Source organism: Trichococcus sp. K1Tr (genome assembly GCF_028309625.1).
Taxonomy (GTDB): domain Bacteria; phylum Bacillota; class Bacilli; order Lactobacillales; family Aerococcaceae; genus Trichococcus.
On sequence record NZ_JAQMHR010000002.1, the window covers coordinates 515198 to 529532 of the forward strand.

Here is a 14335-nt window from a genome sequence, read left to right on the forward strand (position 1 = left end):
TTTGAGCTTTTTTTGATTTGGACAGATTTTTCATTTCGTCGCGTAATATTCATCCCAATAGTCATACACATAAGTGTTTTTAATGCGCCATTGCTGGAAGCGGATGGGCACGACAAAAGAATACAGTCCCAAAGTCAGGATTGAAAAGACAGTCCATTTCAGCAAGGAAAGCCATAAATCAATAGTCTTCCCGACAAAATACAGCTGGTGTCCTTCTATGTAAGTATGCTTGGCGACCCATTTTTCCCGATAACAGAAAGCCCAAGGTGCAGCCAGCCCAAACGTGAAAAAGCCCGCGAGAAAACTGACAAGAATAATACCAAAATACTCCAATAGCGTTCCGGTGAAATAAGAATCATTATGATGGCGCAAAATATCACTCCTTTATATTTACTTAATGATATAATACGACACTTTTTTTATTTTGATCTATAAATATACTGATATCATTTTACAAATGCGCCTAATGATTGCCCTTGACGCGCAAATGCGATACGCTAAAGGCAACAATCCTATTGACGAAACGCGAGGGACAAAAATGACAAATAAAATAGCGCTCATCACAGGCGCGAGTGCGGGCATAGGCAAAGAGTTCGCCAAAAAGCTGAGCCAACAAGGATACGATCTGATTCTGGTTGCGAGGCGTGAGGATCGGCTTGTTGAGATCAGCAAACAATTGCCAACCAAAAGCCAAATCATCACAGCGGACTTGGCGAAGACAGAGGAATGCTACCGCTTGTACGAAGAAACGAAGGATAAAAATATTTCCATGCTGATCAACTGTGCCGGATTCGGTGATTTCGGCGCGTTCACAACGACCAGTCTCGACAAGGAACTGGAGATGATCGACGTCAACATCAAGGCTGTACATATCCTGACCAAGAAATTTCTGCCGGATATGATCGCAAGGAATGAAGGCTACATCCTGAATGTGGCTTCGGTTGCCGGACTGATGCCGGCGGGGCCTTACATGGCGACTTATTACGCGACAAAGGCCTACGTAACAAGCTTCACTTCCGCAATTGCCGAGGAGTTGGAAGAGAAGAAGAGCAATGTTTATGTCGGTTCGTTATGTCCGGGACCGGTCGACACGGAGTTCAACCAAGTGGCGGATGTGAAGTTCAATCTGAAGGGCATCACTTCTGAATACTGCGTCAAGTACGCCTTGGAAAAAATGTACAAGCGCAAGAAAATCATTGTTCCGACGATGTTGCTGAAGGGCGCGCTCTTCTCGTCGAAGCTGGCGCCGCGCAACTTGGTCGTCCGGCTAACCAGCAGGCAGCAAAAGAAAAAGCAAGGCTAATGAATGCGGGGGCCAGCTGGCGCAAGAGAAGCTGGTCGGAGGAACTGATACAAATCTAGTTGAATCCGAGTTCTTCTCCGGTGAGGGGCTTGCGACCGGAGTAGATGTTTAGAATAATTCCTAATCTCCGGTGACGCGATCATGGCCGGAGGAGGCAATCCGAAACCGACACTCTCCTCCAGAGAAGCCCCTCTTAGCCGGAGAACGCGACCCGAAAATGGAAGTCGAATATCTAACCGACCTCCTGTAACCCCAAAAAACGCACGAACTACCAGTATCATCCTACTGGCAGCTCGTGCGTTTTTTAGCGTGCCGCATCCGGAAGCTGACAGGCTACGCTCTCCCGTTTGGTGCAAACTCGTTTTCTTGGTAAAATAGATACAAATGGGTGGTGGAACCAAAACAACATAAAAAGTCGCTACCTTAGCCCGGATGGATAGCGTGCCGGTGAAGAGAGGGGTTTTGATGATGAAAATCGACAGAATTGAAATTGGGGAAGTGGCCATCCCACTGCGGACGCCATTCCAAACAGCATCGCGCACGGTTGACGCTGTGCATAACATCTTGATCCGCATCGTGACCGATGACGGGACCGCTGGATATGGGGAGGCGCCACCGACCGCCTTGATCACCGGCGAAACAAAGGCTTCCATCCGCGAGGCCATCATGCAATACATCGCTCCGAGCATCATCGGAATGGAAATTTTCGACCTCGATACCATCATGCAAAGGATGCATGCCAGCATCGTCAACAACACATCGGCGAAAGCCGCCGTGGATATGGCGCTATACGACCTTTATGCCAAAAAGCTCGGCCAACCTTTGTATAAAGTGTTGGGCGGGGCGAAACGGAAAATCGAGACTGCCCACACCCTCAGTGACAAACCTGTCGATGAGAGGCTGCGTGACAGTCTGCAGGCCGTCCAGGACGGTTTCAGCATTCTGAATGTGGCTGTCGGGAGGAATGGGGTTAAGGATGTGGAAAGCTTGTTGGCCATCCGCAAGGCAGTCGGACCGGACATCCGCATCCGGGTAGAGGCCAATCAAAGCTGGAAACCCCAGGAGGCGGTCCGCTTCATCAGCATGCTGGAGGATAAGGGCATGCAGGCAGAGCTGGTGGAACAGCCGGTGAAGGCGCACGATCTGGCCGGCCTGAAATTTGTGACGCAACACGTCCAAACACCGATAGTGGCTGACGAGAGTGTCTTCTCGGTGAAGGACGCCCTCCAGATCATCCAGACACAATCAGCCGACCTCATCAACATCAAGCTGATGAAAACGGGTGGCATTCACGAGGCACTAAAAATCTGTACAGTGGCGGAAATCTACGGGGTGGACTGCATGATTGGTTGCATGCTGGAAAGCAAGATTTCGGTCAGCGCAGCGGCCCATCTGGCAGCCGCCAAAAACTGCATCACGATGGTCGACCTCATTGGGCCGTCGTTCTACAAAATCGAAGCTTATGAGGGCGGACCGCTGTTCACAGGAGGCACAATCAAGTTGGGGGATGCGAACGGCATCGGCATCAACGCTTTTCCGAAGGCCCATTTCAAAAAACTCGGAATCGTGAAATAAATGAATGTCCCACTTAAGAAGCCAAGGAAGGAAAAACCATGAAGTTGAGAGATTTTTATGTGAAACGAGCCATCGGTTTTGTCATCGTTATGCTTCTTGTACTGATTATTTTGTTGCTCAATAAATATATCCTGCATCTTTTCTGATAAATATAAAACCGCCATCGGGAATCTAAAATCCCGACGGCGGTTTTTGGTTCTGTTTCTAGATCAGTCCAACTTTTTTCATGGCTGCGGCCAAACGGTCAATGACCGCTTGATCGGCATCTGTCAATGGCAGACGCATTGGTCCGACATTGAAGCCCAGCAGTTGCATTCCGGCTTTTACAGGAATCGGATTCGGCTCCACGAACAGGCAGTCGATCAGTTCTTTGTACTGTGCTTGCATCGCGGCAGCTTTCTTGATGTCGCCATCCAGGAAGGCATGCGTCATTTCCGATGTAGCTTTCGGTGCGATATTGGCAAGGACAGAGATGACGCCTTTTGCGCCCAAACTCATCAATGGGATGATGGTGTCATCATTCCCGGAGTAGATGTCCAGGCGATCGCCCAAAAGACTCAGATTGTCCACAGCTTGACTGAAGTTTCCGGTGGCGTCCTTCAACGAAACGATGTTATCGATTTTCGCCAGTTCCACCAGCGATTCAGGGGTAATGTTCTGGCCGGTGCGGCCCGGCACATTGTAAAGGACGATCGGAATTTTCACGCTGTTGGCGATGGCTTTGTAATGTTCAATCAAGCCTTTTTGCGATGTTTTGTTGTAGTAAGGGGTGACGCTGAGGATCGCATCCACACCTGTTGCCTCTACAGCGCGCGTCAATCCGACTCCGTGGCGCGTGTCATTGCTCCCGGCACCGCCGATGACCGGGATCCGGCCATTCACTTTTTCGACAGTGAAACGAATGAGATGAAGTTGCTCCTCATCAGTCAGCGTCGAAGCTTCCCCGGTTGTGCCTGCGATGATGATCGAATCTGTGCCGTTCGCGATATGGAACTCGATCAGCTCTTCCAATACCTCGTAGTTGATTTCTTGATTCTCCGTGTCTTTAAACGGCGTAACAATCGCAACGCCTGATCCTTCAAAAATAGCCATGCTTATCTTCCTCCTGAATTCTGTTTTTATTTATGAATAGACAAAAAACGACTATGAGCAAATGGTCTCATAGTCGTTCAAAACAGGCTGCTTAAGCTGAAGCGTTGCATCCATATAGTGAATTCCACCAATTTGCCCCAACGTGAGAAGCTCACCGAACAAAGCTGGGCGGCTTTGTCCGACAGTGCCAGATTTATTCAACCTTGGCCCCAATACAGAGTATTTCGGCAGCAACACCTTTCAGGGAATCCCTTACTGATTGTTAACCGCGACCTCTTCATCACATCGAATCGTATTTTGTTACTTCCACACTATCAAATACAAATCAGTCTGTCAATCATATTCTGAGTGGATGCTGAGAAAATACTTTGAAAAAGATGGCAAAAAAGACACATTAGGCGACTGTGCATCCAGATGCTTCCGGGAGCGCATATGCGCCGGCGATGTGATAAAATCAAATTGAGGAAACGCTTTTAAGGCAAGTCCAGAAAGGGATTCCGGGATGTTTTGTTGCAGGCCATCCGCGCAGAGTTTGTCTCCAGCGCACCGGCGAGGATGATGAGAGGACGTGAATAACGATGAAGATTGAACATGTTGCAGTGTGGGTGGGCGATTTGGAGCTGATGCGCGATTTTTATGTTCGTTTTTTTGATGGAAAGGCCAATAAATTATACCGGAATCCTGAAAAAGACTTCCAATCTTACTTTATTACTTTCCGTGAAGGAGGGGCCCGTTTGGAGCTTATGAAAAGGATGGATGTCAACGAACGCCATCCCCTTGATATGCTGGGCTGGGCGCATCTGGCCGTCTCCGTCGGCAGCAAGCAGAACGTCGACTATTTCACCGACAGACTCATCAAAGCGGGGTACACATGCAAAAGCCAGCCGCGGATTACAGGGGATGGCTACTATGAAAGCATGTTCCTCGATCCGGAAAAAAACGTCATCGAAATCACCATCTGAAAGAACAGTCAGGCCGAAAAAGCAGGGGGCGGACAGCCATGAAGAAAAGAAGCCATATATTTGCCGATCAAACGAAAGCTGGAAGGGATATGCGCAAGAAGAGGACGCGCTTCCTGATTGCCGGATTAATCGGTACGGGTGTCGGACTGGCCGGCGGATTCTGGTTGCGTTGGGAATTGGCCCCTTTGATCGGTTGGGACAGTGCCGCAATCATTTTGTTGTATTTGCTGTGGAAGGATTTTCATCCGCATGATGGCACGGAAACGGAGCGGATTGCGCAAGAGGAAGATATCCAGTATTCGACGATTGATTTTTTTGTCCTGATGGCATGTCTGATCAGCATCGGGGCTGTCGCGTTGATGTTGACGACTCATGAGCGCAGTTTCGGGACGATCGGATTTGGTCTGTTCAGCATCGTGCTCTCCTGGACGACGGTGCACAGTCTCTATATGTTGCGGTATGCGGAACTCTATTACCGCGATGTGAACGGCGGCGTCATCTTCGAGGGTACCGAAAAGCCTAATTTTTGGGACTTTGCTTATCTGGCGTTTACGATCGGGATGACTTACCAAGTCTCCGACACGACCTTCACAACGCCGGAATTCCGGAAGGCCGCGCTGGGACATGCGCTGTTGTCCTTCATTTTCGGGACGGCCATCATCGCCACGACCATCAATTTTGTCGCAAGCCTTAGCAGATGAATCATAATGAAGTTTTGACAGGATAAAGGAGGAGTTCATGCATGTTTTTTAAATCATTTTTCGATCCCCAAGTAGCGCAATTTTCCTATTTGGTGGGTTGCCAAAAAACAGGAGAAGCCATCATAATCGATCCCTTGCGCAAGTTGGATGACTATATCTTGGCAGCCGAAGACGAAGGCTTGGTCATCACTGCGGCAACGGAAACGCATATCCATGCCGATTATGCATCCGGTCTACGGGAGACCGAAAGGCGTTTAGGCGCCAAACTGTATGTCTCGGACATGGGCGGGGATGACTGGCGTTACCAGGATCTGCCGGAAGGAAGCGTGTTGCTGCAGGATGGGGACATCATCTCTGTAGGCAAGGTCAAACTGGAGGTGCTGCACACGCCTGGGCATACGCCGGAGAGTGTGTCCTTTCTGTTGACGGACATCGGCGGCGGTTCGGACATTCCGATGGGACTGTTCACCGGCGATTTTCTCTTTGTGGGTGATGTCGGTCGGCCGGACTTGCTGGAAGAAGCAGCGCATATGCAAGGCACCACCGAAATCGGAGCGAAAGAAATGTTCCGCTCTCTTCAGAGAATGGCTGACTATCCGGATCATCTGCAGATTTGGCCCGGGCACGGTGCCGGCAGCGCCTGCGGGAAGTCGTTGGGCGCCGTACCGATGACCACTTTGGGCTACGAAAAAGACAACAACTGGGCTTTCCAACACGACGAGGAAACGAGTTTCATCGAAGCCTTGACGGATGATCAGCCTGAGCCGCCGACCTACTTTGCCCAGATGAAGAAGATCAACAAACTGGACAGCGACGCTTACGTGCCTTATCCGGTCTTCCCGCTTCAGCAGGCCGGTCCAAATGACAGGCTGATCGATCTGCGCGCAAAAGAAATGTATCAAGCCGGACACATCGAAAGGACGCTCAATATTCCGCTGAACAAAAAGTTTTTGACTTACGCCGGTTGGTTCCTGGATTACGAAGGGCAAGTGACGTTCATCGGAACCAAAGAGCAGGCTGAAACGGCTGCCCGTCAGCTGCAGCTGATCGGATTTGACCAAGTCAGAGGCTATCTGGATGCCGGCCAGATCAAGGATGAAAAGATGACCGAAACAATCACCGCAGCCGACTTCATCGCCTTGCGCCAAGAAAAGGATCTGCAGATATTGGATGTGCGTTCGAAGAGCGAATGGGATAAAGGGCATCTGTCCGATGCCAAGCGCGTACTCCTCGGCAAACTTTTGGATGAACCGTTGCCATTCAAATGGGATGAACCTCTGTACGTCCATTGCCAATCCGGCGTCCGTTCCGCTGTCGCCATCGGTGCGTTGGAGGAGAGGGGATTCAAAAAGATTGTCAATATCCTGGGAGGATACACTGCAATCGAAAAGATCCTCAACGAGTAGACACAAATGCGCCAGGACCTGTAAAACGCAATCTGAACAACAAAATAAGCCGGAAGGAAGAGCTGCAACAGGTCTTTCCTACCGGCTGTTTTTTGATTTGGAACGTTTTAATCCAGGTACAAGGAATAGCCAGAATCTCTGTGCGATGGTATACTACTAATTGTCGCATTTAGTGGAGTAGACCGAATAGTCCAAGAGTTTTCTTAAGAGAGAGGTGTCATTTGGTTGCATAAAGATCTAACGAAAGAACAGGAACGTGTCCATCGCGTCATTAAAGTCATCAACAACGAAAAAACGCGATTGGCCGAGCAAGTAGAAGAAAAAAGTGAAAAGCAAAGACAGCAATTAAAGGAATCCAAAGAGATCAAAATCAGCCAAGGTTCTTCAGAGAGCGTCTGGGAATCGTCGGCTGAACTGCGGGCTTTTGAGCAGGAGCTGATGATCCGGAACAATGAATTGCAGAACAGCAACGAGCGTGTCGCTGTCTTGGAAAAAATGCAGGATGAGCCTTACTTCGGCCGTATCGATTATCACGATGATTTCGGCAATGAAACGATCTACATCGGGATCGGATCCTTGTTCGAGAAAGATGAAAACCTGATCGTTGACTGGCGTTCGCCGATTGCCTCGCTTTATTATGAAGGCAGCAAAGGTGAAAAAGTGAAGCTGATGATAGCCGATCAACTGATGTCTTACGGCGTTGACCTGAAGAGGCAATTTCTGATCAGACAGGCGGAAATCATCCGCATGATGGACACGGATAATGTCATGGGCGATCCGTATTTGCTGGAAGTGTTGGAAGGACCTTCATCGTATCAGATGGGCACGGTCGTATCCACCTTGCAGAAGGAACAGAACCAAATCGTCAGGGAAACCAAAGCTGCCGTCACGCTGATAGAAGGGGTTGCCGGATCAGGGAAAACGGTTGTCCTGATGCAGAAAATCGCCTATCTGCTGTATGCTTTCCGGGACCAATTGAAGTCGGAAGAAGTCGTCCTGTTTTCCCCAAACAAAATATTCCAGGAATATGTTTCCCAAGTGTTGCCTGCATTGGGCGAACTGAACGTGGGCAACACGACCTTCAGCGAATTCATGGAACGGAAGGTGACCGGTTTTTCCTTGCGCGCCGATCAAGAGGACAGCTTAGCCAAGGTCACGGTACTGAAGGGCAGCTTGGCCTTTTATGAAGCGTTGCAGAAATACGGCACGCTCCTGAAGAAACGCTATCTGAAATTCTCGGATATCCGTTTCCGCGATGACATCATCCTCTCGGAGAAGGAGATCGAGTCGGCTTTCTACAGCATCGAAAGCCAAGGTTCATTGGCCAGCAAATTGGATATTCTTAAAAGACACTTGCTGCAGCGCGTGGAACGCATCCAACAGTCGCAAAAAGGCAAGCCATGGGTCGAAAAAGAAATGATCGCCATGTCCGATCTGGATCTGTACCGTTACGAGAAAGAGACCCATAACCAAAAAGCGATGGAAGAGGCCATGACGGCTGATATCCTGGAGGACGCTTTCGAACCGATCGTCGCGAGGATCGAAGCGCTGGCCTTTATCCGCTACAAGAACCAATACATCCATTTCCTGCGGGCCGTCCCTAAATTGCTTTCATTGGATGCTTTCGGCTTGGATGAGGATGAATGGCGCACCCACATCGCAGTGGTTGCGGAACACATGGCAGAGAAGAGTGTGCTGCTGGAAGATCTCGATGCCTACTACAGTCTGCGTTTGTTGCTGAAGGGACCATCCAGCGACATGAAATACCAATACATCTGCCTGGATGAGGTGCAGGATTTTTCACCTTTCCAACTGCAGATGCTGCAGCATGCCTACCCGAGCGCACGCTTCATCCTGAGCGGCGACTTGAATCAGAATATCCTGAACAGACGTCTTTCTTTTGATGATCTCCGGACCATCTTTTCCGAAAGCACGTTCCGTTCGTACCGTTTACTGACCAGCTACCGATCGACGAATGAGATCGTCCGTTTCTCGGAAAGCTTCATCGAAGGCGAAAAACCGGAAGGGACCTATATCCGTTCCGGCAAGAAACCGGAAGTACTGCTGACCGAAGATGGCGGGCTCGACATGGACTACATCAAACAGAAGGTGGATGCGAGCGTCGCTGCCGGCATGCGCGTGGCTTTCATCAGCCGCAACGCGGAAGATGCGGAACGCATCAGCCAGGAACTGTCGGTTGCCGGCATCGACTTCAAACTCGTGCAGCAGGATACCGACAATAGCCACCATCCGGTATTGATCATGCCGGCCCGTTTGGCTAAAGGTCTGGAATTCGATGTCGTTTTTGCGATTTGCCACTATCCGGCAAAAGCTGCCCAGAACGAAATGCAGATCCTCTACACAATCTGCACCCGGGCGATGCACGAGCTCTATCTGACCGTTTCCGGGAAGGAAGCCGGACTGATGGAACGCGTTGATCCGGATTATTATGACGTAAGAAAAATGTGAAACGTGAATGTGAACAGCCCCGGCGGAATCTGCATGTAAAACTGCAGATTCCGTCGGGGTTGTTTTTTTGTCGTTGAGACCGCGGAATGCCAACATTTCTGCGGCAACACATGCACACGGAAATACCCCCGGGAGCATATTTGATGCTTGGGGAAAAGATCCATGCTATGCTTGAACTACTTATCGGGCATACGGCTGTCTGCCCAAAAAATGCACAAGAAAGGGGTCATCCTATTTTAAACTTATTATCAAATCCGGCAGTCATACCCGTTCTGTTGCTTTTGGCGGGATCGGGAATCTGGTGGTTTTTGGCCAGCGACGAAAAAAGCCGAAAAATGAAAATACTGTCCCAGTTGGGCGATGAGATATTCCGTCTGCTGGCAATTGCATTCGGCAGCAATGCGCTGCTTCATTTTTCCGAAGTGCTGCGTGCGCCCTATCAGGTCTTGCTGTTGACGAAAGAGGCCGTATTTTTGGCCGTGATCATCACTGGAACGTACAATCTGTGGAAACATTTGCCGAAACTGCTGGCGGATCGATCGCTGGTGGTTGCGCTGTCCCAACTGATTCTGCTGCTGTTTTCGATCAATCATCTTTTCTATTACAGCCTTTATGATAGTCCGACCTCGATTGGGTTGGCCACACTGAGTGTGCTGTTGTTGCTTGCTATCACTTTCGCAGAGATGCGGAACAGCACGCTGGCGGTGTTGCTCCTGGTCGGCGCGATTGTCCATTTCACGCTGATGAACGGGAGTAGCGTCCTTTATTTTGGCTTGGTTGTGACGCCGGAGCTGATAGCAGCGGCTGTGTTTGCTTTTGTTTGCATCATCTTGGTTAGGGGGAAAGTACCATCGAAACAGATTTGACCACATGGGTAGCCTTTGCGGCAGGCGCCTTGTCCTTTTTATCGCCGTGCACGCTGCCGCTGTTGCCTTTGTACATTTCCTACATCACGGGACTGAATGTGCAGCAGATAAAAGAGGATAACTCACTTTCCGTCAGACGCAATATCCTGCTGCATTCGCTCGTCTTTCTGATCGGCGTGTCGACTGTCTACCTCACTTTGGGGCTGGGTGTGAGCTATCTTGGCAATGTTTTCAGTTCCGTCTTGACCGGTCCGGTGAGTGTACTGCTGCAGCGACTGTCCGGACTGCTCATCATTCTGATGGGCCTGACGACAGTCGGCTATCTGAAGATTCCGCTTCTGTTGGGGGACCACCGGAAGTTGAAGATGACGAAAGGCGTCAGCTTCCTTTCGACATTTTTGATCGGACTGGGCTTCGCTGCTGGCTGGACGCCTTGTATCGGTCCGATCTTTTCATCGATCCTGCTGCTGGGGAATGCGATGGGGTCGCCGCCTGTGCTGTATCTGCTGATGTATGTGCTTGGTTTTTCATTGCCGTTCTTGCTGGTAACTTTTTTCATCGGAAGACTCAAGTCCATTTTGAAGTACAGCGAAACCTTCATGAAAATCGGCGGGTGGCTGATGATCCTGTTCGGCTTATTGTTGTTGAGCGGAAGTCTGGAAACTTTGTCGATCGCAATTTTGCATTTATTGGAAGGGACGCCGTTTGAGCGTCTCGGTTAGGAGGAATACGTTGTGCAGAAAAAAATAATCTGGCTTTTATTGGGAACCTCTTTTTTGTGGATCCTGTTCGATTTCGGCAAAAGCTATTTCCCGGGGACCGAAACCAACGAAACGGGGACAGTTTCCCTAGAAACGGCAACACCTGAAGCCCAAGAAGGCATCAGCATCGGGCAGCTGGCGTACGATTTTGAACTGAAGGATATGTCTGGCAATGCGGTTAAGCTTTCCGATTACCGAGGGAAGAAGGTATTCTTGAATTTCTGGGCCAGCTGGTGTCCGCCCTGCAAGGCTGAGATGCCCCATCTGCAGGCATTTTCGGAGGAGCAGGAGGATGTGGTGGTGCTCGGCGTGAACGTCACGTCTTCGGAAAGCAACCCCGACAATGCGGCCCTGTTTTTGGAGGATAATGCTATCAGCTTCCTGAATCTTTACGGCACGGAGCGAGTGTTCGATCAGTACCAAGTCCAGTCGTTGCCGACTTCCTACCTGATCGGATCGGACGGCAAAATTTATGAGCGCATCATCGGGGCCGTCACAAAGGATATCCTCGAAGCTAAATTTTCGATGATCAAATAGTATGCAGGCAAACAAAAAGTGGTCCAACCTCGCTTATGCGGGCCGGGCCACTTTTTTTGCATAATTAGGTCAGACGATCTGATAGGTTCCGCGCAGTTCTTTTTCGTAAGGACCCATCTCGGCCAGATAATCCATCATGGCTTCGACTGCATGCTTTTCCAGATTCTTGTGTTCTTTTCCGAATTTCTTCGGAACGCCCTGGTTGGTCACATAGCTGACGTTGTATTCTTTATCCGGGATGACTTCTTCGCCAGCGATGAAAAGTTTTTGGACACGGGTTCCTTTTGGATTTTCCAGTTTCAGGTAAGCGTGCAAGCCCATCGCCCTCTTCAGGTAGCCGCCCATCTGATTAAATGGGTCCGCTGCGTAGGTGCTCTCGAGGTTTTCTTCCAGCAAAGCGACTATTTCCGAACCAGTCAGGATAGCAGTTGAAATCGGCGGATCCATCGGAATGATTTGGTACAATTCCCTCAGCGTCACCGGGCCTTTCAGGATCGGAACCCCGTAGCGCCAGCCGTTGGAGAAGGCCAAATCCGTTTTCGTGTGGAAAAGGATCGCATCCAAGAGGAAGTTGTCCATCGTCGTTTCCACGCTCCAGCCGCGGTGCAGCACTTTTTTGGTTTCGCCGACTTGGAGACCGAGTTTTTCGCGGTAAGGGGCTAAAGCTTCATCGATCAAAGCTTTCATTTCCGCATCTTCGGGGATATCCTCCGTAACCGGAATAAGTTGATGTTCGATGGATTGGATCGCGCCGTCCTCAAGGGTCAGTTCGAGTGCGCCGAGGAAAGAACCGTGCGAACCAGACTGGATGACTGCCGTATTGCCTACTGTGACGATGTGTTCCTGACGGTTATGGGTGTGGCCGCTCAGGCAGATCGCCACGCCTTCGACTTCGCTCATCAATTTCAGGTCCTGCGGGAAACCGAGATGGGACAGGACGATGATCAGATTGACCCCTTTTTCCTTCAGTTCCGCCACATAGCCGGGCAGCTCCTCGCGCCCCAAAGTGAAAGAGAGGCCTTCGCTGAAATGGGGCGGCATCGTTTTGTCGATGATGTTGCAGGCGATGCCGATCACACCGATCGAAAGTTCCCCGACGGACAGGATTTTGTAAGGCTCGAACGCCAACTTGCCGCTTTCTTTTTCGTAGGCATTGATTGCCAGAATCGGATAATCCAACTGCTGGCCTATTTTTTTCAGATTGGCCGGCCCGAAGCCAGTGTCCCAGTGGAATGTCATGGCATCAAAACCGACTTCGTTCAGCACCGGCAGCATGTGCCAGCCTTTCGAATCGATCGCTTCGTAGGTGCCATGGATCGTGTCGCCGTTATCGAAAACGAGTGTCGGATTTTTGCTGCGGAAATCCTTGATCAGGCTTTGGAGGCGGGCATAGCCGCCAGCCTTGCGGAACGCCAATTTCTCCTTTTCGTAGAACAGTTCGTTGTGCAGCTCCAAGTAGCTGTGGGTGTCGTTGATCTGAAGGATCGTCAATTTTTCTTGCATAGGAATCCACCTTTCTGGACGAAATGTGACAGTAGCATTCGTTATATTGTTGTTTCCATTCTAACACTCTGTGCGGAGGATACCGATTGATATGCCCTGGGACGTAGAGGCTGAATCGTGAAACTGAATCGAAAACGCAATTTCAGTGCAGAACTGTGTTAGAATTTGGATATATAAATGGATGGGACAGGGGAGGCGTTCGGGTTTTGGATGTTAGGGTTGTATTTGGTAGGATGATTATGCTGGTCTTGATCATGTTTGTGGGCTATCTCGCGACGGTCATGAAGGTTTTCGACAAGCACGCGAACGCCAATTTTGCGGCGTTGATCACCTATGTCACGGTGCCTGCGCTCGTCATCGCATCGGTGGAAGGCGCAGGTGAGGTGGGCACGAAATCGGACACGCTCTTCGTCTTGTTGACCGCGACGCTGATGTATCTTTTCACGGTCGGATTGGCCAAGTTCAGTCCGAAACTGTTCCGCGCGGATAAAGAAACGGAAGGAATCATCGAGTTCCTGACCATCTTCACGAACAACGGATTTATGGGGCTGCCGGTCGTGCAGGCGATTTTCGGCACAGGCGCACTTTTTTATGCATCGCTGTACGGCATCCCGAACAACCTGTTGATCTACTCTTTGGGTGTCTTTCTGATTGCGAAAGGCTCGAAAAAATCGCGGGCGAACTGGAAAGCAATCCTGTTGAATCCCGGCAACCTCGCTTCGCTGTTCGCGGTTTTCGTTTTCTTGTTCGACATCAAATTGCCGACGCTGGTGATGGACACCGCCACCAGCATCGGAAACATCACGGCTCCGTTGGCAATGATCATCATCGGCGCGTCATTGGCCGACATCGATATCCTCGGCGCCTTCAAGGAATGGAAAATCTATCTGTTTGCGTTCTACCGTATGATCGTGATTCCGCTGTTCCTCTGGTGGGCTTTGAAGGGCATCCTGACGAACCCGACCATGCTGGGGATCCTCGTCATCATCGCCGCCATGCCTGGCCCGGCGATGGCTGTCGCGTTGTCGATGCAGTACGGAGGCAACACGGCCTTCTCAACGCGCTACGTTTTCATTTCGACGCTGCTATCGGTATTCACAATCCCATTATTGGCGGCGCTGCTTTTTTGAGCGGCATATATGCTGAAAGAACGCCCACTC

General features: G+C 50.2%; 13 protein-coding genes and 1 riboswitch. Of the genes, 10 read left to right on the forward strand and 3 right to left on the reverse strand.

Going from position 1 to position 14335, the window contains the following annotated elements; genetic code table 11:
• Window positions 1–30: 30 nt before the first annotated feature.
• Complete coding sequence (locus PH235_RS05910; RefSeq protein WP_272161449.1) at window positions 31–372, reverse strand: hypothetical protein; 342 nt, start codon at window positions 370–372, stop codon at window positions 31–33.
• Window positions 373–538: 166 nt separating this feature from the next.
• Here PH235_RS05910 and PH235_RS05915 point away from each other — a divergent pair, with 166 nt between their 5' ends.
• Window positions 539–1303: an SDR family NAD(P)-dependent oxidoreductase gene (locus PH235_RS05915; protein ID WP_272161450.1), complete on the forward strand. Its 765-nt coding sequence runs from the start codon at window positions 539–541 to the stop codon at window positions 1301–1303.
• 465 nt (window positions 1304–1768) lie between these two features.
• Window positions 1769–2878, forward strand: coding sequence for a dipeptide epimerase (locus PH235_RS05920; protein ID WP_272161451.1), 1110 nt, complete (start codon window positions 1769–1771; stop codon window positions 2876–2878).
• A 204-nt stretch (window positions 2879–3082) separates the two neighbouring features.
• Here the strand turns inward: PH235_RS05920 and dapA are convergent, their stop codons facing one another.
• On the reverse strand, window positions 3083–3970 hold the full coding sequence (gene dapA, locus PH235_RS05925; protein ID WP_140185339.1) for a 4-hydroxy-tetrahydrodipicolinate synthase: 888 nt from the start codon (window positions 3968–3970) through the stop codon (window positions 3083–3085).
• A gap of 139 nt (window positions 3971–4109) precedes the next feature.
• Window positions 4110–4256, reverse strand: a riboswitch (Lysine riboswitch).
• Between the two features lie 292 nt (window positions 4257–4548).
• On the opposite strand from dapA, the gene PH235_RS05930 reads away from it, so the two are divergent.
• The 7 genes from PH235_RS05930 (at window position 4549) to PH235_RS05960 (ending at window position 11672) form a co-directional block, all read left to right on the forward strand.
• Window positions 4549–4932 (forward strand): VOC family protein, encoded by a 384-nt coding sequence (locus tag PH235_RS05930; RefSeq protein WP_272161452.1) that lies wholly within the window; start codon window positions 4549–4551, stop codon window positions 4930–4932.
• 38 nt (window positions 4933–4970) lie between these two features.
• Entirely contained in the window at window positions 4971–5633 is a 663-nt protein-coding gene (locus PH235_RS05935) for a DUF1345 domain-containing protein (protein WP_272161453.1), read from the forward strand.
• Window positions 5634–5674: 41 nt separating this feature from the next.
• Window positions 5675–7039 carry an MBL fold metallo-hydrolase gene (locus PH235_RS05940; protein WP_272161454.1) on the forward strand — a complete coding sequence of 455 codons (1365 nt, stop codon included), beginning with the start codon at window positions 5675–5677 and terminating at the stop codon, window positions 7037–7039.
• Between the two features lie 225 nt (window positions 7040–7264).
• Window positions 7265–9508, forward strand: a complete 2244-nt coding sequence (gene helD / locus PH235_RS05945) for an RNA polymerase recycling motor HelD (protein WP_272161455.1) — start codon at window positions 7265–7267, stop codon at window positions 9506–9508.
• Between the two features lie 143 nt (window positions 9509–9651).
• Entirely contained in the window at window positions 9652–10374 is a 723-nt protein-coding gene (locus tag PH235_RS05950) for a hypothetical protein (protein WP_272161456.1), read from the forward strand.
• Window positions 10371–11096 carry a cytochrome c biogenesis CcdA family protein gene (locus PH235_RS05955; protein WP_272161457.1) on the forward strand — a complete coding sequence of 242 codons (726 nt, stop codon included), beginning with the start codon at window positions 10371–10373 and terminating at the stop codon, window positions 11094–11096. Before PH235_RS05950 ends, PH235_RS05955 begins: the two co-directional genes overlap by 4 nt.
• A gap of 12 nt (window positions 11097–11108) precedes the next feature.
• Window positions 11109–11672 (forward strand): TlpA family protein disulfide reductase, encoded by a 564-nt coding sequence (locus tag PH235_RS05960; protein ID WP_272161458.1) that lies wholly within the window; start codon window positions 11109–11111, stop codon window positions 11670–11672.
• 69 nt (window positions 11673–11741) lie between these two features.
• Here PH235_RS05960 and PH235_RS05965 read toward each other — a convergent pair whose 3' ends face one another.
• Entirely contained in the window at window positions 11742–13175 is a 1434-nt protein-coding gene (locus PH235_RS05965; RefSeq protein ID WP_272161459.1) for a bifunctional metallophosphatase/5'-nucleotidase, read from the reverse strand.
• Between the two features lie 206 nt (window positions 13176–13381).
• Between PH235_RS05965 and PH235_RS05970 the strand changes: the two genes are divergently transcribed.
• Window positions 13382–14305: an AEC family transporter gene (locus tag PH235_RS05970; protein WP_272161460.1), complete on the forward strand. Its 924-nt coding sequence runs from the start codon at window positions 13382–13384 to the stop codon at window positions 14303–14305.
• Window positions 14306–14335 lie beyond the last annotated feature (30 nt).

What these genes read in the sequence shown, in the direction of transcription:
- PH235_RS05915 (WP_272161450.1), top strand. Translation starts at nt 539, where the DNA reads ATGACAAATAAAATAGCGCTCATCACAGGCGCGAGTGCGGGCATAGGC.
- PH235_RS05920 (WP_272161451.1), top strand. Translation starts at nt 1,769, where the DNA reads ATGATGAAAATCGACAGAATTGAAATTGGGGAAGTGGCCATCCCACTG.
- dapA (WP_140185339.1), bottom strand. Translation starts at nt 3,970, where the DNA reads ATGGCTATTTTTGAAGGATCAGGCGTTGCGATTGTTACGCCGTTTAAA.
- PH235_RS05930 (WP_272161452.1), top strand. Translation starts at nt 4,549, where the DNA reads ATGAAGATTGAACATGTTGCAGTGTGGGTGGGCGATTTGGAGCTGATG.
- PH235_RS05935 (WP_272161453.1), top strand. Translation starts at nt 4,971, where the DNA reads ATGAAGAAAAGAAGCCATATATTTGCCGATCAAACGAAAGCTGGAAGG.
- PH235_RS05940 (WP_272161454.1), top strand. Translation starts at nt 5,675, where the DNA reads ATGTTTTTTAAATCATTTTTCGATCCCCAAGTAGCGCAATTTTCCTAT.
- PH235_RS05950 (WP_272161456.1), top strand. Translation starts at nt 9,652, where the DNA reads ATGCTTGGGGAAAAGATCCATGCTATGCTTGAACTACTTATCGGGCAT.
- PH235_RS05965 (WP_272161459.1), bottom strand. Translation starts at nt 13,175, where the DNA reads ATGCAAGAAAAATTGACGATCCTTCAGATCAACGACACCCACAGCTAC.